Raw genomic sequence first — 24,138 nt, 5'->3', positions numbered from 1 at the left:
ATTGGGATCGAATCACGGCGATTCGGCCAAGTCTCCTCTCCTTACCACCGCGTTTTTGCGGCTATTGTCGTTCTTATCGTCCGGTGATTACGGCCTGACCGCCTTTAAGTAACCGGTGTCATCAACACTGATGACAGATATTTTGCTTGTCAAGCGCTCGCTCCAACTCCTTTGCCGGTGTGGCTTTCAGGTCCCTGGCTGGATGTAGGGCACGCGCGCAAACAACTCGCGCTGCCAGCGGCGCGGATCATCGCTAAGCTTTGAATTTACGTCGAAAATCATCGTTTCGCGGTTCGGCAACGTATAGCCTTGCCAGCGCGCCAGTCCGGCGTGATTGGGGGCGCCCGTCCGCGCGCAGGCAAGGAAGGCGTCCATCATCTGGCGGCTGACGCGCCGCGCGCCCTCCCCCGTGCCGGTAATCGAACCCGGCGCATCAAGCGTGCCGAATACCAAGGGAATGTCGAGCATATGGGGCGCACCCCGATTCGGTTCGATCGGAGATTGGAAATCGAGCTGATATACCCAGGTCGGGGCACCCGCTTCGGCGCGCCTATCGGCCTCGATAATCTGCCCGCGCCAGCTTCGCCCCGCAGTCGTTGCCGCGTAAAAGACGTCGGTAGGCGACATCTGCGGAAAATGACCGCGATACTGCGCGACGACCCATTCGGGCAGGATGTCGATGCGCAACTCGGGCGCCATGCGCGCGGGCAGGTTTTCCCACGTCAATCCGCGGACCCGCTTGCTGTCCGGCGGAATGAACGCCCGCGTCTCGTCATGCGTATTGCCCAGGATCATGGGTATCGCGTTCGACTGAGGATTGGCGTCGGGCCAGAACGGGTGCCGCGTCAGCCATTTCATGTCGAGCACCGGCCCGAAATAGACATGGCCGCCCAGGATCGGGTCAACCGCACCTAGTCCGTCGATCAGCCGTTCGACCGGCATCGCGAGCAGCGGCGAAAGATCGCTCTCGCTCACCCCCACGGCGTCGAGATAGGAGCGGGTCCTTTCGCTCGCGTGAAGCGGGCCCGATGCTGTCACTTGCTGCCCGCTCATCGTCGCCGCGCGCTGGAACAGCCCCTTGGCCGCCGGCATGCCCATCATCGTCGCGATCTTCGCGCCGCCGCCCGACTGGCCAAAGACGAGGATGCGGTGGGGATCGCCGCCGAACGCGGCGATGTTGTCGCGCACCCATTTGAGCGCGAGAATGAGGTCGAGCTGGCCGACATTGCCGCTATCGGCGAAATGCGGGTCAAGCCGCGCGAGATAGAGATAGCCGAGCGCGTTGAGCCGATGGTTTACCGTGACCACCACCGCATCGCCATGCGCGGAGAGCTTGTCGCCATAGTTGAGCGGATCGATCACGCTGCCCGACGAATAGGCGCCGCCATGGATGTAGAGCATCACCGGCCGCTTCGCGCGGCTGTCCGCTCCCGGCGTCCAGATGTTGAGGAAGAGACAGTCCTCGCTCTGCCTCGCGTACCGGTCGCCGGTTTGCGGGCAGGAAGCGGCGAATTCGGTCGCATCGTGGACGTCGCGGTTGGGTTGCGGCGCCAGCGGCGCCTGAAACCGGCGGCTGCGCGTATCCTGTCCGTAGCGAATTCCGCGAAAGACGCTCAAGCCGGCTTCGCGCATGCCGCGATATCGCCCGCCGGGTGCGTCGACGACCGGGTCTCCGCCCGCGGCGCGCGCCAGCCCCGGCAGTGCGCCGATCGCGCCCAGCCCGGCGGTCGCGCCGATCAGTTCGCGTCGCCGCCAGCCATGCTTCGCTCCACGCGTCTCCATAGCCCCCTCCTTTTCAAGGCAAGGCGGACCCGCTTCTTGCGGCGGGTCGCTTCGCATTGCCCCTGTCGACGCGGTCGCGGCGCCTGACGCCGCTCCGCCCTTTCGTCAGCGTGCCAGCCAGCCGCCGTCGACCGCCAGCACATGGCCGTCGACATAATCGGAGGCGTTCGATGCCAGGAACACCGCAGCGCCGCCCATGTCCTTCGGATCGCCCCAGCGCCCCGCCGGAATGCGTTCGAGGATCGATTTCGACCGATCGGCGTCCTCGCGCAGCGCCTGCGTATTGTTGGTGGCGATATAGCCCGGCGCGATCGCGTTGACGTTGATCCCCTTCGCCGCCCATTCATTGGCCAGGATCTTGGTCAGCCCGGCCACGCCGCTTTTCGACGCGGTATAGCTGGGCACGCGGATTCCGCCCTGAAAGCTCAGCAGCGAGGCGATGTTGATGATCTTGCCCCGCCCCTGTTTGAGCATGTGGCGCGCCGCGGCCTGACACAGGAAGAAGACGCTCTTCATGTTGGTGTCGACGACCGCGTCCCAGTCTTCCTCGGTGAAATCGATACTGTCATTACGGCGGATGATGCCGGCATTGTTGACCAGGATGTCGCAGCCGCCCAGCTTCTCGACCGCCTCTGCGACGACGCGCGCTACCGGCTCGATGGTCGACAGGTCGGCCGACACGATCTCCGCCTTGCGACCAAACTCGCGCGCGCGGGCAACGGTGTCCTCGGCCGGTGTCCGGCCGACCGCGGCGATGTCCGCGCCCGCCTCGGCGAGCGCCAGCGCGATTCCCTGGCCGATGCCGGTATTCGCGCCGGTAACGACCGCGACCTTGCCCGTCAGATCGAACATGTTTGCCATGTCGCTTACTTCAGCTGGCAGATGTCGAGGACGTTCATGTCGGTATAGTCGAGATTCTCGCCGCCCATCGCCCAGATGAAGGTATAGGCCTGCGTCCCCGACCCCATATGGATCGACCAGGGCGGGCTGATGACCGCCTGCTCGTTCTCCATCACGATGTGCCGCATCTCGTCGGGCTGCCCCATATAGTGGAAGACACGGTCATCCTCGTCGAGGTCAAAATAGAGGTAGATTTCGCTGCGCCGGTCATGGAGGTGCGGCGGCATGGTGTTCCACACGCTGCCAGGCTGAAGGATGGTCAGCCCCATCAGCAGCTGCGAGCTTTCGCAGATGCCGGGAATGACGAGCTGATAGATCGTCCGCTCGTTCGAGCTTTCCAGTCCGCCCTTTTTCAGCGGATTGGCCTCGGCAACCGAAATCTTCTTGAGCGCGCACGCCTTATGCGCGGGCAGCGACACGATGTAATAGCGCGCGCCGTCACCGCCGAACTGCACGTCCTTCGACCCCATCGGGATATAGAGACAATCCTTGTTCCGCATGTCGAAGCTTTGGCCATCGACCGTGATCGTGCCCGGCTGACCGATATTGACGACACCCATCTCGCGCCGCTCGAGGAAGGGATGCCCCTTCGCGCTTTCCGGCTCGGTCTGGTCGGGCAGCTTCAGCGCACCGCCCTTGGGCACGGCGCCGCCGATCACGAAACGTTCGTTGTGCGAATAGTTGAGGTTGATCTTGCCATCCTCGAACATGCCCTGGACCAGATAGCGGTCGCGCAGCTCGTCGTTTTCGACCCGCTCCATCATGTCGGGATGCGTGGCGTGATAGGTTTTCTCGAACATGACTGCTCCTGCTTCGCAATTGGGATCGCAAGTCTGCGATCGCGTGAGCCCCGGAAATCAGTCCTTCCCGGCCATATGCGCCACATGGCGGCAGCCGAAGACCTCTCCCCGTCGGCCCCTTTTTATCCGACTGACCGAATGGGTAACCGGTGTCAGATGTCAATGCAAGACCAGCACGGATGGGGCGAATGGTTTTTCAGTCGCGTGGCGGCGGAGCGACCGAACTGCGCCGTATCAGGGTCGAAAGGAACATTGACGGCTCGTCCACTTCCTGCTCGCCCTCGGTAACGCTCATCGTCAGCTTCAGAGCGGCGGAACGGGCCATGGTGGCAATCGGCCAGCGCACCGTCGTAAGCGGCGGCCAGATGTGACTGGCAATCGGCGTATCGTCGAACCCGACGATCGACAGATCGGTCGGCACGTCCATCCCGCGCCGCCGTGCCGCCTGGAGCACACCAGTCGCCATCTCGTCATTGCTGGCAAAGATCGCCGTCGGCCGCGGCGACAGGTCGAGCAGCCGTTCCGCGGCAAGCAATCCCGATTCGAACGTATAGTTGCCGTCCGCGATCATGCTCCTCGGCTGCTTGATACCCGCTGCTTCCAGCGCATCCTCGAAACCCAGGCGACGTTCTATCGCCGAGCGAAATCCGTGCGGCCCGGACACGAAACCTATTCTGCTATGCCCTTGGTCTATAAGATATTTTATCGCGTCTCGCACCGCCTCACGATCGTTCGACGCAACCATGTTTCCCGGCTCGTCGAGTTCGGCCGACCCCATCCGGACATAGCGGCACCCAATCTGGCGACACAGCTCCGCCAGCGAGTCGTTTTCCGAAATCGGCGGCATCAGGACAACGCCGAACAGCCGCTGACGTTCGAGGAACTGACGAATATCCTCGAGCATATTTGCCATGCCACGATCGACCGGACGCACGACCAGTTCGAATTCGGTATCGCGGATCGCTTCGAGGATGCCCTGCTGAACCTTGAGCACGGTTTGCGCATTCGGATTGTCGTGGACCAGCCCGATCAGGAAGTTGCGGCGCAGCGCCAGCGCGCGCGCCTGCGGATTGGGGACGTACCCAAGCTGTTTGACGACCTCCTGCACTCGTTTGCGCGTATCGTCATTCAAAAGCGGCGAGCCGTTGACGACGCGGCTGACCGTCTTTTTCGAAACGCCGGCGATCCGCGCCACGTCATTGATGGTCGGCTGCGACCCATTTTCTCTGTTTTTTGCGGCCATCCGCCATCCTTCGTGCTTCCGACTGACGCCCGGACAAAATGGAACAGCCCAAGCTACGTCAGTCCCATCCCTTCCTGCTGCGCGAACCGCCCAAACGCAAGCTTTTAAGCGGCTCTGCGAGGATATGAACAAGCATGGCTTGCTTGTGACACCGGTTTCCCATATCGCTATGGCAATTGGGCTGGGGCTTTTCATCAATACCAGCCGGCGAAAGGGAGAAATGCCGAAATGAACGCGAGCGCAAAGGCGATCGCGGAACGGTTCGTCGATGCGCGCCGGTCCGCAACCGCCCTATCCCAATATCCCGGATCGCCCCCCGACACGCTGGAACAGGCGTATCGCATTCAGGACGAAGCCATCGCGCTCAACGCCCAACCCGTCCTTGGCTGGAAGGTCGGAAGGATCATGCCGCCGCTCGATACGCAATATGGCGCCGACCGCCTTGCCGGGCCTATCTTTTCGGCAACCGGGGCCGGTGACACAAATCCCATGCCCGTATTCGCGAACGGTTTCGCCGCCGGCGAGGCGGAGTTTCTGCTTCGCATCGGCAAGCGCGCGCCGCAGGGAAAGACCGAGTTCACGCTCGATGAAGCCGCGGACATGCTGGACGCAGTGCATCTCGGCATCGAGGTCGCGAGTTCGCCCTTCCCCGGCATCAACGACATGGGGCCGGGCGTCACCATTTCCGATTTCGGGAATAATTTCGGGCTGTTGATTGGCGCGGCCGTGGCCGATTGGCGCAATTGCGGCTTCACCGACTGGAACGTGACTTCCTACCGCAATGGCGAAGAGATCGGCCATGGCAAGGCGTCGGCGATGCCGGACGGCCCGATCGGAGCGGCAAGCTTTCTGTTTTCGCTGCTGGCCAAGCGCGGTATCGCGGTCGAACCCGGCCAGTGGATCTCCTCGGGCGCGGTAACCGGGGTCCACCCCGTTTCGGTCGGAGACGAGTTCGCCGCCCGGTTCAACGGGCACGATCTGCTGACATGCACGTTCATCGCCGCTGGAGCATCCGGCTAACGCACCCGGCAATCGCGCGCCGGCTAGGGTTGGTCGGCGCGCTCTTTCAACGGATAGGCGATCAGCAGCACCAGATTGGCATCGCCGGTCTGGCGGATGCCCACATCGTTGCCGTCGTAAAGATAGGCCGCATCCCCGGCCTCCACCGCCGAAACGGCTCCGTCGATCGTCAATTCACCGGTGCCGCTGATGACGTAATAGACTTCGTCATGTGCGATCACATGACCGCCGATTGCCGCGCCGCGGTGCATCACGCGCTTGCGAAACTCCATCGACCGGTTGGGCATCTGATCGCTGATCCGGTAGGCGGTGCTAAGCCCCTTGCCGTGATGCGGCGGCACTTCGCGCCGCGCCGTGTCGCTTTCGTGGATCACCCTGCCCTCACCGGCGGCAGGGGCCGCCTGCAAGGCCAGGGCGAGCAGCGCCACCGCCAAACCGGTCATCGTCGCCCCCGCATCAGCCGCTGCGACCCTGCTGAAGCGCGGCGATCAGCGTCGCCATGTTGTTGATATAGGTCGCCGTCGAAATGCCGATCACGGGCTTGTCGGCATAATAGGGCGACGTGTCATATTTGTCGCCGACGCGCGTCGTCTCATAATCCTTGTTCGTCGGCGTGTCGGGCGGATCTCCGGCATAAGGATGGCTCGTCGCCTTCAATTCGGTCGGCCACCAGCCCTGCGCGTTGAGCTTTTGAACGACGGTTTCGGCGCTCTTGCCCGCCAAATCGTCATTGAGGTCCGACGTACCCGAAGTATCGGTTTCGACGTAGCGCGGCAGCGGCTGCGCCTGCTCGGCGAACAGCGGCGACCCTTTCCGTGCCTGTTCGGGGGACATCGCCTTCAGCCGCTGATATTCGCGGCGCAGCGCGGGCACGTCGAGATCGCGATAGGACGAATAGTGACCGATCACATGGTCAGGCTTGCTGCTGGTATAATATTCGCCGTTGGCGACATTCGACCCCTTGCGGTGGAGATAGAGCGGCTTGCCCGTGCCGATCTCGATAAAGGTCGGATAGGCGCCCTTGGGACTGGCCTTGTCCGCCGGCAATTTAACCGATTCCAGCCAGTCCAGCGCGTCGGGAATGCGCGCGAGATATTTGCTGTCGCCGGTCAGGCGATAGAAGTGCATCAGCTGCTTCACCGCGGAAGCGGTCGTGTGCGTGGCGAGCGCCTTCGGCTCATAGCTGCGCGCCGCCGCGGGCTTGAGGTCATATGGCGTATATTGCAGCGCCCAACCCGGCTGCGGATCGCCCTGCTGCGTCAGCAGATAGATATCCATTCCACGATAGATCGCCGGCAGCAGCCGCTGATCCTGCAACACCTGATAGCATTCGATCAGATAGCCGACATTTTCCGCCGTCACATTGTCGTTGAACGTGATGTAAGAGGTATAGTCGGCCAGTCCGTGATGGACGAACTCATGCTTCAGCGGCCAGCGTTGCGGCCAGCCGCCGCTCGGATACTGGCTCTTCAGAACGAAATCGAGGTTGCGCAGCACTTCGCTCTTGTACTTGGGGTCATATTTCTCCGCATAAAGACGAAGGATGAACTTCATCGCCTGCGCAGTACCGTCGTCGTCGAAGGTCGCGTTTCCCCAATAGTGCTGGAATTCCTCCATCCGCCAGGCATTCTTGCCGACGGTGTTGTACCAATGGCGTGTCGACGCATCGCCGCCGAAATCGATCAGGTAATTCCAGCCGCCGGTTTCGACTTCACCGGCAATCAGGGCATCTGCGGCCTTTTCAGCGGCCTTGTAGTAATATTCGTCACCCGTGGCGTGGTAGGCGTCGAGGAAAAGATTGCCCATATCGGGCGTGCCGGGCGGCTGGACCCAGATCATCGAGGGCGTCGCCTCCAGCTCGCCCCAGCGGCGCGACATGTCGGGCAGATACGACCAGACATAGCCGCCGCGCGTGCTGACATCGTCGACCATGAATTTGGTCGCCCGCTTCATCGTGTCGAGAATCTTCTGACGACTCGGCGCCTGCTTGGCCTGCGCGGCAAGCGGCGTGACAGTGCCGATCGGGACCAACGCGATCGCGAGCGCCATCGCGCCAAGCCCAGCATTCCACCGATTCCGTACCGCCCGTTTCGACACTTCGCTCTCCTTTTCTATCGCGACCTGATTGGCTTTGCCCGCTCTTTCCAGCCCTTTCGAAAAGGACTGGTAACCGGTGTCATCATTCGTTAGGCGTAGGACAGAAACATGCCGATGACAATGCACCGATTGACGTGCAGCATCGGAAAGCGCGTAAACGGCCGGCGCAATGACAGGCCGACTGAGCCGGTAAGACGCCGGCCGGATGGGGGGTATGCTGCGAACGGGTCGCCGCGAGTTCGTGATTGGATCGTTATGCATGCTTGCGGCGTGCAACCGCGGTCCGCGCACGCAGATGTTCGCCAACGACACCCATCCAAAGGACTATCCGACCGTCAAGGCAGTCGAATATTTCGGCGATCTGATCGCGAAACGCAGCGGCGGGCGGCTGTCGATCAAGATGTTCGCCGGCGGTCAGTTGGGATCGGAGCGTGACACGCTGGAGATCACCGCGTTCGGCGGGCTCGATATCAACCGCGTCAACATCGCGCCGCTCAACGCCATCGACCCGCTGACGATGATTCCGTCGCTGCCCTTCCTGTTCGATTCGATCGACCATAGCCGCCGCGCCTTCGACGGCGCGCCCGGCCGCGCGATTCTCGATTCGCTCGGCAAATACGGGCTGATCGGGCTGTGCTATTACGATTCGGGCGCGCGCAGCTTTTACAACACGCATGGCCCGATCCATTCGCCGGACGATATGCGCGGCTGGAAATTCCGCGTTCAGAACTCCGATCTCTACGTCGGCATGGTCAAGGCACTTGGCGCCGATGCCACGCCGATGGCGCTCGGCGAAGTCTATCAGGGCCTCGTCCAGGGCGTGATCGACGGCGCCGAAAACAACTGGCCATCCTATCAGTCCGAACGCCATTACGAGGTCGCGCGCTATTACAGCGAGACGCAGCACGTCATGGCGCCCGAGGTGCTGCTGATGTCGAAGACGCGCTGGGACAAGCTGACGCCGGGCGACCGCGAGGTCATCATGGAAAGCGCGCGCGATTCGGTGCCCTATATGCGCAAGCTTTGGGACGCGCGCGTGGTCAGTGCCCGCAAGGAGGTGATCGCGGCGGGCGTCAAGGCGAACACGGTCGACCGTGCACCCTTTCGCCGGCTCACCCGCCCGTTATGGGGCCGGTTCGTGACAAGCGACCGGGGCCGCGAGCTCGTCCGCCAGATCCAGGACATGGGAGGTAGCGATGCGTGATCCGCTGGGGCCATGGCCCGAACGCGGCAGTATCTTCATGCTCGCCGCGGGCGCGGTCGGCCTGATCGCGATGACCGCCATCATCGGCTATCAGGTGTTCGGCCGCTATATCCTCCATGCCAGCCCGTCCTGGGCCGAAGAGGCATCGCTCCTGCTGATGATCTGGTATGTGTTCTTCGCCGCTGCCGCCGGCGTCCATGAACAGTTCCACATCCGCATCACCGCGCTCGAAAACGCCGTGTCGCCCGCCATTCGTCGGCCGATGCGCTGGTTCGTTCATGGGTGCGTGGCGCTCGCCGGCCTATCGCTCGCCATCTGGGGCAGCGAACTCGTGCGGCTGACCTGGGATCACGAGATTCCGACGCTCGGCCTATCGCGCGGCTTCGCCTATTTGCCGCTGCCATTGTCGGGCGTGCTGATGATCCTGTTTTCCATCGAACATCTGCTGCGCGGCGACCCCGCCGGCGATCTCGACGACGAAGCGAGCGCGGACTGACCATGGCCCTGACGATCCTCATCCTCACGCTGTTCGTCCTGCTTGCGATGGGCGTGCCCGTCGCATTCGCGCTGATGGGCGCCTCGCTCGCCACCTTCGCCTGGCTCGACATTCCCATGGTTGTCGCGATGCAGCGCATGGCAGCCGGCGTCAGCGTGTTCACGCTGATGGCGATCCCCTTCTTCATCTTCGCGGGCGACCTGATGTACCGCGCCGGCATCGCCAGACGCCTGATGCAGGTGGCCGAGGCGATGTTCGGGCGCGCGCGCGGCGGGCTCGGCCAGGTCGATGTCGGCGCCTCGATGCTATTTGGCGCGGTCTCGGGCTCGGCTATCGCCAGCGCCTCGGCGATGGGCTCCACGCTCATCCCGCTGATGAAGGAAAAGGGCTACGATCCCGACTATGCCGTCAACGTCACCGTCACCGCGGCAATCGTCGGCCTCCTCATCCCGCCCAGCCACAACATGATCATCTATGCCGCCGCCTCGGGCACCGGCGTGTCGATCGGCGCCCTGTTCCTCGCCGGGATCGTTCCCGGCGTGCTCACCGGCGCGCTGCTGATGTTCGTCGCCTGGGTGGTCGCCGCAAAGCGCGGCTATCCCGCCGGCACCTTCCCCGGCTGGCGCAAGTTCATCATCGCCTTTGCCGGCGCTCTTCCCGGCATGATGACCGCTGTCATCATCATGGGCGGTATCCTGTCGGGCGTGTTTACCCCTACCGAGAGCTCGGCCATCGCCGTCATCTACACTATCGCGATCGGCGTGTTCGGGTACCGGACGCTCGGCCTGAAAGATTTTTTCGGGGCCGCCATGCAGTCGGTCCGGACCACCGCCATGGTGCTCCTCATCATCAGCGCCGCCACCGCGTTCGGCTATGCGCTCGCCATCCTGGAGGTGCCCAAGGAATTGTCGCAGGTGATGACCTCGATCTCCGACAATCCGCTCATCATCCTCCTGATGATCAACGTCATGTTGCTCGTCCTTGGCACCTTCATGGACATGGCGCCGCTCATCGTCATCACCACGCCGATCTTCCTGCCGATCGTCCAGCATCTCGGAATCGATCCGGTGCATTTCGGGATCATCCTGATGCTCAATCTCGGCATCGGCCTCGTCACGCCGCCCGTCGGATCGGTTCTGTTCGTCGGCTCCGCCGTCGGCCAGATCCCGGTCGAACGCGCCGTCAGAACCATCTGGCCCTTCTACGGCGCCCTCATCATCGCGCTGCTGTTCGTCACCTATGTGCCCTGGCTATCGATGGCGCTCCCGCACTATTTCGGCGATTGAACCCGATAGCCGGCGAACATATCGGACCATGCGAAGCAACGCTTGGGAAGACAAAGTGCCCAGCCGCGGCTTTTTTGCCGAAAGCCGACGTTAGCGCAGGATGGAATTGGCATCGTCGCGGATCCGTTGCGGACGAGGGGTTCTGCCCGCCGGTCAAAAAGGCGTTCCGCGCGGTGCTTTGGTGAACAGCGCCAGCGCCGATCCAAAGCGTAAAGGTCGGCGTGAGTTCTGCGTCGGACTGTTTGGAGCTGCGATTGAAGGCCGCTTATAAAGCTCTGAGCCCCAGAAACATTTTTCTCCCTATCATTTAGAGTGCAAATGGGGCGCCACCCTCCGGCCGCACGATCGGTTTGCCTGCATCACGAAATTTCACGTGGCTGTCACAGGCGCTGTCTAAATCCACTCCCGATAAGTGTTTGAGCGGCGGCCGAATCCCCGGTCGTGATCGCTCCTGGGGGATTGGGGGAAATTTCATGTCCAAGGTGTATTACGATCTTTCGAGCGGTGATTTCGTGCAGGATTGGTCCGACACCGGACTGATCACGACCAACGACGACTGGAGCAATGTGCCCAGCATCGTCGGCTACCTTGGCGATGATTCGTCGACCTCTTCGGCGGACCGCGATGCGCGGACGGTCACGCAGGACTTCTCCACGATCGACGCGGTCGCGAACCAGACCAATACCGCCATCAACAATGGCGGCGTCGCCGAATTCGAGATCGCCGATCCGACCGTTGCGCTGCAGGGGTCGGGATCTGCCGACAATCCGAACCTCGTGATTTATCTCGACGCGACCGACCGGCAGGGCGTGACGCTCAGCTTCGATGCGCGCGACATCGATACCGGTGATGACGCCGTGCAGCAGGTCGTTGTCCAGTACCGCACCGCAGATTCCGGTGACTGGGTCAATGTCCCGGGCGGATATATCGCCGATGCGACCGATGCCTCGGACACGCTCGTGACCCCGCTAAGCGTGACGCTTCCCGACGACGCCAACGGCGCGGCAAACCTCGAAGTGCGGATCATGACCGCGAATGCCGGCGGCAGCGACGAATGGGTCGGGATCGACAATATTCATGTCACCAGCGACGCCGCTGCCGCGGTACCGCCCGCGGTCGACCCGTTTATCAACGAGTTCCACTACGACAATGCCGGCGCTGACGTGAATGAGGGCATCGAGATCGCCGGTGCGGCAGGAACCGACCTCAGCGGCTACAGCCTCGTGCTCTACAACGGTAATGGCGGCGGCACCTATGGCTCGCCGGTCGATCTTTCAGGCGTCATCGACGACGAAGGCAATGGCTATGGCGCGCTCGCCTTTGACGTCCCGGGCCTGCAAAACGGGTCGCCCGACGGTTTCGCGCTGGTCCGGACCGCCACCGGCGAGGTGCTGCAGTTCCTGTCCTATGAGGGGTCGATCACCGCGGTTGGCGGTCCTGCCGATGGTATGACCAGCACCGATGTCGGCGTTGCCGAAAGCGGAACGACGCCCGAGACCGACTCGCTCCAGCTCGTCGGCAGCGACATCGACCACCTGACCTGGCAGGCCGAGGCACCGAGCAGCTTCGGCTCGCTCAATACCGGCGAAACGCTTGGCGGTAGCAGCAGCGGCACCGGCCAGCCCGGCGCGCTTTCGATCGCCGATGCAAGCGTTGCCGAAGGCGATGCGGGGACGCAGCCGATCAGCTTCACTGTGTCCCGCGACGGCGGCAGCACCGGCGCGGTGACAGCACATTACGACGTTGCCTTCGACACCGCCGATGCCAGCGATTTCGTGAGCGGCCAGGCGTTCAGCGGCGACATCGCCTTTGCCGACGGAGAGACAAGCAAGACGATCACGCTCGACGTCGCTGGCGACACGGCCGTCGAAGCAGACGAAACCTTTTCGGTAACGCTGTCGGGCGTGACGGGCGGTGCAACAATCGACCAGGCCTCGGCCACAGGCACCATCGTCAACGACGATGCGACCGGTTCGACCGATCAGGAAAATGTGTTCATCAACGAGTTGCACTATGACAATAGCGGCCCAGACACGGGCGAGGCGATCGAAGTAGCGGGTGTTGCCGGAACCGACCTCACCGGCTGGTCGGTCGTGCTCTACAACGGCAATGGCGGCGCGGATTACAAGACGATCGCGCTGTCGGGAGTCATCGCCGACCAGTCGAACGGCTTCGGCACCGTTTCGGTCGACGCGACGGGCATCCAGAACGGTTCGCCAGACGGACTGGCGCTCGTCGACGCAAGCGGCAACGTCGTTCAGTTCCTCTCCTATGAAGGCAGCTTCACCGCCACCAGCGGCGCCGCCAACGGCATGACCAGCACCGACATAGGTGTAGCCGAGGAACCGGCGCCCGGCACCGGCTTTTCGTTGCAACTCAAGGGCGCTGGCTCGACCGCAGCCGATTTCACCTGGTCCAGCGCGAGCGATGACAGCTTTGGCACGGTCAATGACGGCCAGAGCTTCCTCGCCGCGACCGATACCGGGCATATCCGTGTCGATGACGCCAGCACGCTTGAAGGCGATAGTGGGACGAGCGACCTCGTCTTCACCGTCCACCGCGCGGGAGGGAGCGCCAGCGAGGCATCGGTCGATTATGCGTTCGACACCAGCGGCATTTCGGCCGACGATCTCGCGCCCGGTCAGGCGCTGACCGGCACCGTCCAATTCGCCGTGGGAGAGTCGACGCAGCAAATCGTGCTGCAGGTACAGGGCGATACCAACTCGGAATATAACGAGGCGGTCGGTCTGACGCTGTCGAATCCGCAGGGCGATATCGTAATCGACGATGCCAGTGCGACTGGCACGATCATCAACGACGACCCCGTCGCGCTCGCGATCTACGAGATTCAGGGCGCGGGCCACACCAGCGCCTATGTCGGTCAGGATGTCACGACGACCGGCATCGTCACGCAGGTCGGGCCTTACGGCTTCTACCTCCAGGATGCGCATGGCGACGGCGACACCGCGACCTCGGACGCGATCTACGTCTATACCGGCAGCACCCCGACGGTCGCGGTCGGCGACGGCGTGGAGACGCGAGGCACCGTTTCCGAATACGCCGGCGACGATGCCGGACTGACGACGACCGAGATCGACCATGCGATCGTGACGGTGACGAGCCAGGGCAACGCGCTCCCTGACGCGGTCGTCATTGGCGCCGATGGCGTTCTGCCGCCGGATCAGGTGATCGACAATGACGGCCTGACTTCCTACGATCCGCAGCATGACGGCATCGATTTCTATGAATCTCTCGAAGGAATGCGCGTCACCGTTGAAAACCCGCTGGTCATCCAGAGCACCAATAATTACGGCGAAACCTATGTCGTCGCGTCGGATGGCGAAGGCGCGAGCGGCGTTTCCGAGCGCGGCGGGCTCACACTCTCGAAAGGCGATGCCAATCCCGAGCGCATCCAGATCGACAGCACCAGTTACGACTTCAACCACCTGACGCAGGGCGATCACCTCGCCAACGTCACTGGCGTCGTCGGCTACAGCTATGACTCCTACGAGGTGCTGGCCGACGCCGAGCCGACGGTAGTGGCGCCGACCACGCTCGCACGCGAGACAACAGCGCTTCAGGGCGATGCCGACCATCTGTCGGTGGCGACCTACAATGTCGAAAATCTCGACCCGTCGGACAACAAGTACGACATTCTCGCGCACGACATGGTCTATAATCTAGGCGCGCCCGACATCATCTCGCTGCAGGAAGTGCAGGATGACAACGGCAACGCATCGGGTGTGCTGAGCGCGGACCAAAATCTGGGCGCGCTGGTCGATGCGATGAATGCGGAGGATCCGACGGCCCACTACGTCTTCGCGCAGATCGATCCGGCCACCGAGAACTCGACCGGTGGCGAGCCCAATGGCAATATCCGCAATGCCTTCGTCTATGACGCGAACCGCGTCACGCTGGTGGATGGCAGCCTGACCGAGATTACCGGCGACGAATATTATCACAGCCGCAACCCGCTGGTCGGCACCTTCTCGTTCAACGGGCAGGACGTGACGCTCATCAACATGCACTCGTATTCGCGCGGCGGCAGCGATCCCGATTTCGGCAATGTCCAGCCGCCGGTGCAGTCGGGCGACGCCCGTCGCACGGCGCAGGCAGATGGCGTCCGCGCCTATATCAACGAGCATCTCGCCGACGATCCGAGCCTGAACATCGCGGTAATGGGCGATTTCAACGGCTTCTATTGGGAAGATGCGATCCAGCATCTGACCGCGGGCGGCGTGCTCACCAATCTCAGCTCATTGTTGCCGAGCGAGGAACGGTACAGCTATCAATATGCCGGCAACCTGCAGGAGTTCGATCATATCCTGGTAACGGGCGGATTGCTCGACGGAGCGCAGTACGATTCGGTGCATATCAACGCCGAATTCTCGCCTGACACACGTCCGACCGACCATGATCCGCAGGTAGCGCTCCTGCATGTCGCGGCACCGAACCAGGCGCCTGCCGACCTTGCCATCGACCACGCATCGGTCGACGAGAATCTGCCGGCCGGAACGCTGGTCGGCACGCTTCACGCAACCGATGCTGCGACCGACACGCTCACCTACAGCCTGGTCGACGATGCCGGCGGCCGGTTCGCGGTGGACGCGCAGACCGGTGCCGTCACCACTACTGATGCCTTCGATCATGAATCGAATGCCAGCTTTACCATCGTTGCTGAAGCGACCGATCAGGGTGGCCTGGCGACACAGGAGACGATCGAGATCGGCATCGGTGACGTCAACGAAGCACCGCATGCGGTGCATGATGCGATCAGCGTCGACGACGATTCGGAAACGGCCAATCTCTGGGATACGCTTCTCGGCAACGACCGCGACCCAGATGCCGGCAACTCGATTGTCATCAAGAGCGTTGATGGCTCGCAAACGCACGGCACGCTTGAATTCGACGCCGATCAGCACAAGCTGGTTTATGTCGCCGATGCGGACAGCTTCGATGCTCTCAAGCCCGGCGAGACCGCGATCGACCACTTCACCTACACCATCACCGACGCCGATGGCCTGACCGACACCGGCAGCGTCGACGTGACCGTCAATGGCATCGATCATCACGGCGTGTTCAAGGTCGGTGGATTTTTCGGTGGCGATCTGACCGGCACCGCCGGCGACGACACGCTGATCGGCCTGTTCGGCAAGAACGTCATCGAGGGGCTGAAGGGCAATGACTTGCTCGTCGGTGGTCCGGGCAACGACAAGATCGATGGCGGTGCAGGCAATGACCGTATCTTCGGCGGTCTCGGCAACGACGTCATGTCCGGTGGCGAAGGACATGATAGCTTCGGGTTCGAACTATTTGGTGGTCGCGATACCATCACCGACTTCGATACGAGCGAGGACAAGATCGAACTCGGCTTCGGCATGCGCGTTCGTAGCACGAAAGTGGCCGATATCGATCACGACGGCGTGAAGGATACGGTGTTCGGTTTCTCGTTCGGCGGGTCGGTAACGTTGCTCGGCGTCAGCGATCCGAATGCTGTCGAGTTTGAGCATGGCGGTGCGCCGTCGCTCGCCAGCCTTTTGACCAACGGTCATCACGGGTGGCTGGGCACGCCGGCCGAACGCAGCCTGCCGGCGTTTGTCGGTGGTCTGTTCGGTGACCAAGATCAGCACGAGCTTGGCTATGGCTCGCACGGACTAATGGACGCATTCCATCATTAAAGGGGTACGGGGTCGGCCCACGCCGGCCCCGCTTGTTTGCGTGCGGATGACTTATGACCAAGAGTAGCGCCAGAAACGCCCTGTCGAACGCGCTCACCGCGTGTCGGCGGCATTTTGCCTATGCCGCACTGTTCAGCGGCCTGATCAACCTTCTTTATTTAGCGCCCTCGCTCTTCATGCTGCAGGTGTACGACCGTGTCGTGCCCTCGCGTAGCGGATCGACGCTGTTGTTGCTGAGCGTCATTCTCGCCTTCGCACTGGTCACGCTGGCGCTGCTCGACATGGTCCGTATGCGCCTGCTGCAACGTGCCAGCATACGCCTTGAACGCACGCTGGCTCCGGCACTGCTGGTCGAAGTGCTGGGCGCCGAGGGAATGGACAATGCCGAACGGTCGCAGGCGCTGCGCGATTTCGACAGCCTGCGCGGCGTGCTCGTCGGCCCCGCGATCATCGCGCTGTTCGACGGGCCGTGGGCGCCGGTTTATATCATCGTCTGTTGCCTGCTGAGCCCGTGGCTGGGCCTGCTCGCGCTGTTCGCTGGCCTCATTCTCGGCGTGATCGCGTGGAGCGGCGAAGTGCGAACCCGCAACGGACTTCGCACCGCGCAGGCGCGCTCGGCCGAGCTGATGCGGAGCCAGGAATATTCGGTGCAGTCGTCCGAGGTCGTTCGGGCACTGGGGATGCGAGATGCCATTGTCGCGGGCCATCTAAACGACCGCGCGTCGGTCGCGCTGGTTCAGGCCGATACCGCACGCGTATCGGGCCTCCATCTCGCCACCACGAAATTCCTGCGCATGCTCCTCCAGTCGATGGCACTGGCACTGGGCGGGTGGCTCGCCATCAACCAGCAGATTTCAGCCGGGTCGATCTTTGCCGCGTCGCTGCTTCTCGGCCGATCCTTGCAGCCGATCGAGCAGATCATCGCGTCGTACAAGAGCCTGATCGGCGCACGATCGGCCTATCGCAATCTCGTCAAATTCTCGCAGGACGGTGCATTCGAGCCGCAGCGGACCGAGTTACCTGCGCCAAAAGGCCATATCGTCGCCAAGGGCGTCACTGTCCTCGCGCCGGATGGCGAGCGGAAGATTCTCGACGGGGTCGACATGAGCGCGGCACCCGGCGAAATCCTGGTGATGGTAGGGGCGAGCGGAGCGGGCAAATCGACGCTGCTGCGCGTGCTGTCGGGCGCGATCGATGCCGACGCGGGCGACCTGCGGATCGATGGCGCGCGCCATGCCGACTGGGACCGCGAAGCCCTCGGTCGCCATATCGGCTATATGCCTCAGGACGCCGTGCTGTTTCCAGCGAGCGTCTACGCCAATATCGCGCGGCTGGCTCCCGCTCCCGATGGTGATCGTCAGGTGGTGGAGGCGGCGATGCTCGCCGGGGCGCATGACATGATCCTGAAGCTGCCCAAGGCCTATGAAACCGATTTGCGCAGCCGTGAAGGCGGTCTGTCCGCCGGCCAGCGTCAGCAGGTCGCGCTCGCCCGGGCGCTCTATCGATCTCCGCGGCTTGTGCTTCTCGATGAGCCCAACGCCCATCTCGATCGCAATGGCGAGGCCCGGCTTCTGCAGACCTTGCAGGAACTCAAGCGGCGCGGTTCGACGGTCGTCGTTTCGACGCACCGCCCGGCGGTGCTTCAGATCGCTGACAAGATCATGGTCCTGCGCGACGGTGCGGTGCAGGCATTCGGACCGCGCGAGAAAATGCTGGTGCGCGATACCGGCGACAAGCCGGACAACAGCCGCTCCGCCGGCGTGGACGACGCCAATCTGGTGGAGGCGGCAGAATGAACGGTTCGATCAGCGCGGGGCCCCCGCGTCAGCTTCTCGACGGACTCGATAAGCCGCCAGCGCGCGTGGCGCTGCTCGGCTGGATCGTCGCCGGTCTGTTCTTCGTCGTGTTTCTCGGCTGGGCATCGTTCGCGCGGCTCGATGCGGCGGCGCAGGGACGCGGCCAAGTGACCGTCGTCGGCAATCGCCAGACGGTGCAGCAGCGCGACGGCGGCGTCATCGCGTCGCTCAACGTGCGCGAGGGCCAGCATGTGAAGGCTGGTCAGGTGCTGATCCGACTGGCCGGCGACGAGGTTCGCGCGCAGGAACGGTCGCTCGCCAGCTCGGTGATCAACCTCCAGGCGCAGGACGCCAGGCTTGAGGCCGAGGTCAGCGGTCGCGCGATCGCATGGCCGGCGAGCTTCACCAAGCTTCCGCCAGAGGATCGCGCGATTGCGGAACGGGCGAAGCGGCTACAGCTCGACCAGTATAATGCGCGCCGACAGTCGATTTCGGCCGAACATGCCGTGCTCCACCAGCAGGAAGCGCAGCTTCGCGAACAAGCGGAGGGCAATCGCGCGCAGTCCGCTTCGGCGGCGAGCCAGCGAGACTCCTATGCCGAGCAACTCGAGGCGATGAAGCCCGTTGCCGAAAAGGGTTTCGTTTCGAAGAACCAGCTCCGCGCGCTCCGGCGCAGCGTGACTGAGATGGAAGGTGCAGAGGCGGATTACCGCGCGCGCGCCGCGGCGGCCGGGGAGCAGATCGGCCAGAGTCGCAACGAGTTCATCCGTGCGCAGCGTAAATATGTCGAGGACAGCGCGGCCCAGCTCCGCGATGACCATTTCCAGCTAAACGATCTGCTCCCCAAGCTCAGCGCAGCGCGCGAACAACTGGCGCGGACGCAGATCCGCGCGCCTGTATCTGGGCGCGTCGTCGGGCTGCACGTCTTCACCGAAGGCGGTGTCATCAGCCCCGGCCAGCCGATCATGGACATCGTGCCCGACGCGGCGCCACTGATCATTCGTGCGCAATTTAACCCGACTGACATCGACGGTGTTGGCGAGGATATGCCGGCAGAGGTTCGCTTCCTGTCGTTCCACGAACGCGATCTTCCGATCCTGAAGGGCGTGGTGCGCAACGTGTCCGCCGATACGCTTCACGACGACAAAACGGGCAGGAGCTACTATACCGCCGACATCGTGGTTCCGCACGACCAGCTTAAGATGCTCGCCAGGGCGCGCGGGACGAGCGAGGGACTGCGCCCTGGTATCCCCGTCCAGGCGACGGTCCGCGTGCGGGCGCGCACCGCGCTCGCCTATCTTCTCGGACCGCTCAGCGAAGCCGTGTCGCGATCGTTCCACCAGCGCTGATTGGCGAAATTCATCGCAGTGCCTTGCCACTAAGCCGATGCGACCGGGCATTGGAACATTTTGCGACCGGGTAATGGATTCGACTGGCGCGGGTTGAACATAGGGCTGACATCCGGCAGGGCGGGTATTCATGATTGTGCGGTCCCGCCTCCTTTCCATCGATATATTGTTCGCGTTGAGGGGCTCGATCCTTCCATCGATTGCGACCAAGCTTGCCTTTACGATGGTGATCTCGATCGGGGCAGTTCTGGTTGCGCATTTTCAACAGCAATGGCTCACTGGTCTTAGCCCAACGCCGTTTACGCTGATCGGCCTGTCCATTTCGATTTTCATGAGCTTCCGTAACAGCGCTAGCTATGAAAGATGGTGGGAAGCCCGCAAACTTTGGGGGCGTTTCGTGATCGCCGCGCGATCTTTTGCGCGGCAGACCGCCTCGGTCGCGCCCCTCGAGCGGCGTCCGATGTTGATCGGCTTGTGTGCCGTCGCCGCCGGCCTTGCAGCTCGACTGCGTAACGAGGATGAAACTGCTGCGATTGCTACGAGAGTTAGCCGCCTGGCCGCGGTGAAGGTCCCCAATGCCACCGATTCGGCCCTTACGATGGTAGGTCGCGCATGCACTCAACTGATGGTCGAGGGAAAGATCGATCCGATCCACTATTCGGTTTTGGAGAACCAGCTAAGCGAGATATCGCTTATCCAGGGTGGTTGCGAACGCATCAAGGCAACTCCGCTTCCCTTTGCATACTCACTGCTTCTTCACCGAACCGTGTATCTATTCTGCATCTTGCTGCCATTTGCGCTTGCCCCGTCGCTTGGCTGGTGGACGCTGCCCCTGGTGGTCATCATCAGTTACGCGTTTTTTGGCCTGGACGCGTTGAGTGACGAATTGGCCGATCCATTTGGCACCGAGGCGAACGATCTTCCGCTCGACGCGATCGTACGCACCATAGAGCGCGACCTGCTTGCGGCAGCCGGGGACGAGAATCTCCCGCCTGTTTTGGAGCCGGTGGCATATCGACTAAGTTAAGTATTGAGGCCTTGCGACAATTAGTTCGATAAAGGTCTGCCATGCGCGTTTGCCCGGTTGAAAGCTGATGGGCAGCGAGCGGCCCATCAGTCGCCATTACATAGATCGCACAATGCGACCTCACCGGAAATCACGCCCTCGTTGATCCCAAACGGATTTTGGCAATGAATGCAGATCGCGATCGGTTCTGAGCGATATCCAGGTTCTGGCCGACGCTCGCGCGACAACTTCTCATCATGCCAGCGGCGCTTTTCTTCGTCTGTGAATGCCATGCCCCCTCCCCCGTTTGTCGGTGCGAGAATAGGTGTCGTGAATTAAGGTCCCGTTTTCCTACATCGTGGCCAATATGGGGCTAGCGGCTGCCAACCCAGTTGTTGACGATTACTTGCTTCTCAGCCGATGACCGGTTTCGGGCACGCCAAATCGCGAAGCACAGGACCGGAACGGGTAGAAAGCGGACATTTGCGGCAAGCCGCAGATGGAATTAGCCTCAAACATCTGGGTTTCGTCCAAACGAGATCAAGCGTGCTCAGTGCCAGGAAGATCAATTTCTTGATTATGAGGGATCACGATGAAAAAAAGCGAAGCTATCGAGAGGATTGCGGATGAAACCGGTCTTAGCAGAGCAGATGCAAAAAAGGCACTTCACGCCATAATCGGAGTATTACGGACCGTTGGAACCGAATGCGACCGACTGACTCTCCCGAACCTTGGCACTTTCGTGGGCAAGGAGCGCAAAGCGCGCCCATCGCGCAATCCCGCAACCGGTTCGTATATCTTAGTTCCCGAAAAAAAGGTTTTAAGGTTCAAGATGTCGAAATCACTCGACCTGTCATAACCACACCAACCGCGTCGGACCGTCTCAGGCTCTGGTCATCTCCCAAGCTTAATCGGCCGCGTTGCACGCCAGCCATAGGAAGTATTCCTGTACGGTGAAATTCCCATTCCAAGCCCGCGCTAAAGCGTGAATCTTGCCGTTCCGTAGTTGTCGTCCTCGACAGTCAATTTGCCCTTCCCCCAGGTCCATTGCGACCTTTCGACCCGTCCGCTGCTCAACTCGACCCGCAAGGGCGCATCGCCAACGATGGTCTGCGTCTTCAGGTTTTAGATCACCGCGCGGAAAGCGGTAGCCGGGTCGCCGGTTCCGGCGCGGTATTCGACCAGCGCGATCTCGGAAGCCTGCTTGGGAAAGACAACCTTGTCCAGCGCCACGCCGGGGCCGATGTTCATCAACTCGATGCTCTTTTCCGGCATCCCCGCAAGGGCTAGATGATAGCCATCGTCATCATGCGAGAGCGCCAATCGGCCAATTGGCTGCCGATAACATGACCCGTTACCCAGGACGCTCCGCCAGTTTCTCGCTTTCACGTAGTGCGGGATAGGAGCACGGCACCGGTTCGCCGGTGAGTTCGGGTGAGAGGGCGAATGTCACCTTGATCGGGGTACCGGGGCAGCAGCCTGGATCGTCCTTCGACCAACGCTTACCCTCGATCACGATGGTACCGCGGCTAATTCGGATGGTCTGCCAGTCGAGCGTGCGGCTCCATTTGCCGCCGACCAGCGTAGTGGCGACCAGATGGAACGGGCGTTCCTTCCGGCCCCCGCCTTGCTCAGGCCGCGGCCGGCACCCCGGGCGAGGATCGCCATGTACTTGCGATAAGAATTGGTCAGATCGACACCGGCGAGAGTGAAGAAGGCCACCGCAGCCGGCTTGTCGTCGTCGAACAGTGGGCCATTGGCGACATGACGCCACTCCAGCCGGTCATAGGACAGCCCATCCGAATAGAGGTCGACCAGCTTGGCAAGCTCGGCATCGAGTTGCGGTGACGTGCCCGGTGCTTCGGCCAGCGAGACCGACGAGCAGAGAGCGAGCGTAACGGCCAGCGCCGCCGCCAACGCGCGCCTGGCAGGCGACAATTGCGGCCGGTCACCTGGAACCCGCTCTTGCATCATGGCTGTCCCGATCGCTCACAATCGGTCACTATGGTTCCCTGGCGGCGAGCTGGCCGGTCAACTTCAACATCCCGTTATAAACCTCGTCGGTGGGAGTCTTGGTGTCCCAGGGATCGGGAGCGACATAATACTTCCCGTTTACAACGATGGCCGGGATTCCGGGCACATCGAAGGACTTCTCCGCTTGCTGGATCGACTTCACGGCCTCATCCACCTCATGCGAAAAGAAGATCTTCTTGAATTCATCTTTGCCCATGCCCTCGCGCGCCACTTGCGCGGCCATGAATTCCACCATGTCCTTGTAGGTCCCCGGCGGGTCGGACTTCGTCATATGCTGGTAGAAGGGTAGGATTTCGTCGAAGAATTGCCGGTGAGCAAGCAGCGATTGTGTCGGGTAGCCATTCCTGCCCATGATCATCAGCGCGATGTAGGCTCTCCCCGAGAGCAGCTGCAGGTTCGAATCCAGGCTGCTGCCAAGCAGATAGGGCAACTGCAAGATATCCACGTCGTCAGCCTGTTGCATGGCCCATTTGTCGAACATCGGCTGAAAGGCGCGACAATGGCTGCAGGCATAATCGAATATTTCCATGACCAGCACTCGTTTGTCATGGCTGCCGGGTATGGCCGACGGGACGGGCGGATCGATTTCCTTGGCCACTACGCCGTCCGGGATCGCGATGTCCTGGGCATAGGCTGGCTGGAGCCCGGACCAGGCGCTGGCAACAACGACAATCAGAAAGGCAATTCTGGTCAAACGCACGCGTGCCCCCCGTCGATAAAAAACTTGATGATCCCCCCGGATCGTCAATGCGAAACTAGCAGCCTTCGAGCGAGGCCATCAGCGGCACAATCAGGCTCCCGATCCATTTGTCGCTATCCGCATAGGTCAGCGTCGCGGTGATCGTGATCGGGTCCTTCAGGCAATTTTGGGCCCGCTGGGTCCGCTGATAGTAGGTGTCACCCGTTTTGGTCTTGCCGGAATAGACAAACCATTTGTCGGTGATCCGCTGGTAAGTGATCGTCGAGCCGTCTTCCTTGAGGGCTTGTGCAGCCATTTGATAGACTTGCTGCCAGCTATCCTGCCAGAACTGCTGCCCGAAGGCGAGCAACTCGATATGCCCGTCATCCGCTTCGAACACCGCGCCATCGGTCGCGTCGCCCGAACCGGTGAGGCGCCAGTCGAGAGTTCGCATGGTCTCGCCATCTGCTGCCGTACCGGCCGGGAGCGTGATCTGGAAGCCGAAACGACCGTTCGTGTAAGTCAAAGTATCAGCAGATACGGGCGCGGCTTGCATCCCGGCGACAAAAATGAAGGCTGTAGTCGTCACCATGCCGGATTTAGCCAATATCTTACCCCCCATATCCAAGGCAGTGGATAACATGCTGCAATAGATCGGTCCACTTGTTGCAGCAGGAGTAGGATCTGGCGACAAATTGGGGGATTGGACTGGAGAGACCATCAGCGTAGCCGTTGACGTGCCCCTCAGCTTTCCTCCAGCCGGGATTG

20 protein-coding genes are annotated in these 24,138 nt (G+C 62.0%); 9 read left to right on the top strand and 11 right to left on the bottom strand.

Annotated features, from left to right (window positions below):
• Nucleotides 1–186: 186 nt before the first annotated feature.
• From J7S20_RS00095 to J7S20_RS00080, 4 genes are all read right to left on the bottom strand, one after another.
• Complete coding sequence (locus J7S20_RS00095) at nt 187–1,782, bottom strand: carboxylesterase/lipase family protein (RefSeq protein ID WP_284052197.1); 1,596 nt, start codon at nt 1,780–1,782, stop codon at nt 187–189.
• 105 nt (nt 1,783–1,887) lie between these two features.
• Nucleotides 1,888–2,643, bottom strand: a complete 756-nt coding sequence (kduD, locus tag J7S20_RS00090) for a 2-dehydro-3-deoxy-D-gluconate 5-dehydrogenase KduD (RefSeq protein ID WP_284052196.1) — start codon at nt 2,641–2,643, stop codon at nt 1,888–1,890.
• 5 nt (nt 2,644–2,648) lie between these two features.
• The gene (gene kduI, locus J7S20_RS00085) at nt 2,649–3,482 is read right to left on the bottom strand and encodes a 5-dehydro-4-deoxy-D-glucuronate isomerase (RefSeq protein ID WP_284052195.1); all 834 of its coding nucleotides are present in this window, start codon (nt 3,480–3,482) and stop codon (nt 2,649–2,651) included.
• A gap of 196 nt (nt 3,483–3,678) precedes the next feature.
• Complete coding sequence (locus J7S20_RS00080) at nt 3,679–4,725, bottom strand: LacI family DNA-binding transcriptional regulator (RefSeq protein ID WP_284052194.1); 1,047 nt, start codon at nt 4,723–4,725, stop codon at nt 3,679–3,681.
• Nucleotides 4,726–4,953: 228 nt separating this feature from the next.
• On the opposite strand from J7S20_RS00080, the gene J7S20_RS00075 reads away from it, so the two are divergent.
• Nucleotides 4,954–5,745, top strand: coding sequence for a 2-keto-4-pentenoate hydratase (locus J7S20_RS00075; protein ID WP_284052193.1), 792 nt, complete (start codon nt 4,954–4,956; stop codon nt 5,743–5,745).
• A 23-nt stretch (nt 5,746–5,768) separates the two neighbouring features.
• Here J7S20_RS00075 and J7S20_RS00070 read toward each other — a convergent pair whose 3' ends face one another.
• Nucleotides 5,769–6,188, bottom strand: a complete 420-nt coding sequence (locus J7S20_RS00070; protein ID WP_284052192.1) for a cupin domain-containing protein — start codon at nt 6,186–6,188, stop codon at nt 5,769–5,771.
• A gap of 13 nt (nt 6,189–6,201) precedes the next feature.
• Entirely contained in the window at nt 6,202–7,794 is a 1,593-nt protein-coding gene (locus tag J7S20_RS00065) for a pectate lyase (protein ID WP_284052191.1), read from the bottom strand.
• Between the two features lie 343 nt (nt 7,795–8,137).
• On the opposite strand from J7S20_RS00065, the gene J7S20_RS00060 reads away from it, so the two are divergent.
• The 7 genes from J7S20_RS00060 to J7S20_RS00030 all read left to right on the top strand — a co-directional run bounded on the left by J7S20_RS00060 (nt 8,138) and on the right by J7S20_RS00030 (nt 20,678).
• Nucleotides 8,138–9,046 (top strand): TRAP transporter substrate-binding protein, encoded by a 909-nt coding sequence (locus J7S20_RS00060; protein WP_284052190.1) that lies wholly within the window; start codon nt 8,138–8,140, stop codon nt 9,044–9,046.
• Complete coding sequence (locus J7S20_RS00055; protein ID WP_284052189.1) at nt 9,039–9,542, top strand: TRAP transporter small permease; 504 nt, start codon at nt 9,039–9,041, stop codon at nt 9,540–9,542. Before J7S20_RS00060 ends, J7S20_RS00055 begins: the two co-directional genes overlap by 8 nt.
• Nucleotides 9,543–9,544: 2 nt before the next feature.
• The gene (locus tag J7S20_RS00050; protein WP_284052188.1) at nt 9,545–10,828 is read left to right on the top strand and encodes a TRAP transporter large permease; all 1,284 of its coding nucleotides are present in this window, start codon (nt 9,545–9,547) and stop codon (nt 10,826–10,828) included.
• Nucleotides 10,829–11,301: 473 nt separating this feature from the next.
• A complete protein-coding gene (locus J7S20_RS00045) occupies nt 11,302–16,506 on the top strand; it encodes an Ig-like domain-containing protein (protein ID WP_284052187.1) in 5,205 nt (1,734 codons plus the stop codon).
• A 53-nt stretch (nt 16,507–16,559) separates the two neighbouring features.
• Nucleotides 16,560–18,302 carry a type I secretion system permease/ATPase gene (locus J7S20_RS00040; RefSeq protein WP_284052186.1) on the top strand — a complete coding sequence of 581 codons (1,743 nt, stop codon included), beginning with the start codon at nt 16,560–16,562 and terminating at the stop codon, nt 18,300–18,302.
• On the top strand, nt 18,299–19,651 hold the full coding sequence (locus J7S20_RS00035) for an HlyD family type I secretion periplasmic adaptor subunit (RefSeq protein WP_284052185.1): 1,353 nt from the start codon (nt 18,299–18,301) through the stop codon (nt 19,649–19,651). Before J7S20_RS00040 ends, J7S20_RS00035 begins: the two co-directional genes overlap by 4 nt.
• A gap of 130 nt (nt 19,652–19,781) precedes the next feature.
• Nucleotides 19,782–20,678 (top strand): bestrophin family protein, encoded by an 897-nt coding sequence (locus tag J7S20_RS00030; RefSeq protein ID WP_284052184.1) that lies wholly within the window; start codon nt 19,782–19,784, stop codon nt 20,676–20,678.
• 86 nt (nt 20,679–20,764) lie between these two features.
• Here the strand turns inward: J7S20_RS00030 and J7S20_RS00025 are convergent, their stop codons facing one another.
• Complete coding sequence (locus tag J7S20_RS00025; protein WP_284052183.1) at nt 20,765–20,950, bottom strand: hypothetical protein; 186 nt, start codon at nt 20,948–20,950, stop codon at nt 20,765–20,767.
• Nucleotides 20,951–21,249: 299 nt separating this feature from the next.
• On the opposite strand from J7S20_RS00025, the gene J7S20_RS16320 reads away from it, so the two are divergent.
• A complete protein-coding gene (locus J7S20_RS16320; protein WP_430980885.1) occupies nt 21,250–21,516 on the top strand; it encodes an HU family DNA-binding protein in 267 nt (88 codons plus the stop codon).
• A 266-nt stretch (nt 21,517–21,782) separates the two neighbouring features.
• On the opposite strand, the gene J7S20_RS00020 is transcribed toward J7S20_RS16320, so the two are convergent.
• From J7S20_RS00020 to J7S20_RS00005, 4 genes are all read right to left on the bottom strand, one after another.
• Nucleotides 21,783–21,980: a hypothetical protein gene (locus tag J7S20_RS00020; RefSeq protein WP_284052182.1), complete on the bottom strand. Its 198-nt coding sequence runs from the start codon at nt 21,978–21,980 to the stop codon at nt 21,783–21,785.
• Nucleotides 21,981–22,169: 189 nt separating this feature from the next.
• Nucleotides 22,170–22,631, bottom strand: coding sequence for a hypothetical protein (locus tag J7S20_RS00015; protein WP_284052181.1), 462 nt, complete (start codon nt 22,629–22,631; stop codon nt 22,170–22,172).
• Nucleotides 22,632–22,659: 28 nt separating this feature from the next.
• Nucleotides 22,660–23,391, bottom strand: a complete 732-nt coding sequence (locus J7S20_RS00010; protein ID WP_284052180.1) for a thioredoxin domain-containing protein — start codon at nt 23,389–23,391, stop codon at nt 22,660–22,662.
• A gap of 55 nt (nt 23,392–23,446) precedes the next feature.
• Nucleotides 23,447–24,138, bottom strand: a 692-nt coding sequence (locus J7S20_RS00005; RefSeq protein ID WP_284052179.1) for a hypothetical protein, incomplete at its 5' end; no start/stop codon positions are given.

This window comes from Stakelama marina (assembly GCF_018122655.1).
GTDB lineage: Bacteria > Pseudomonadota > Alphaproteobacteria > Sphingomonadales > Sphingomonadaceae > Sphingomonas > Sphingomonas marina.
The sequence above is the reverse complement of the archived record's forward strand: the minus strand, read 5'-3'. Positions and strand labels throughout refer to the sequence as shown.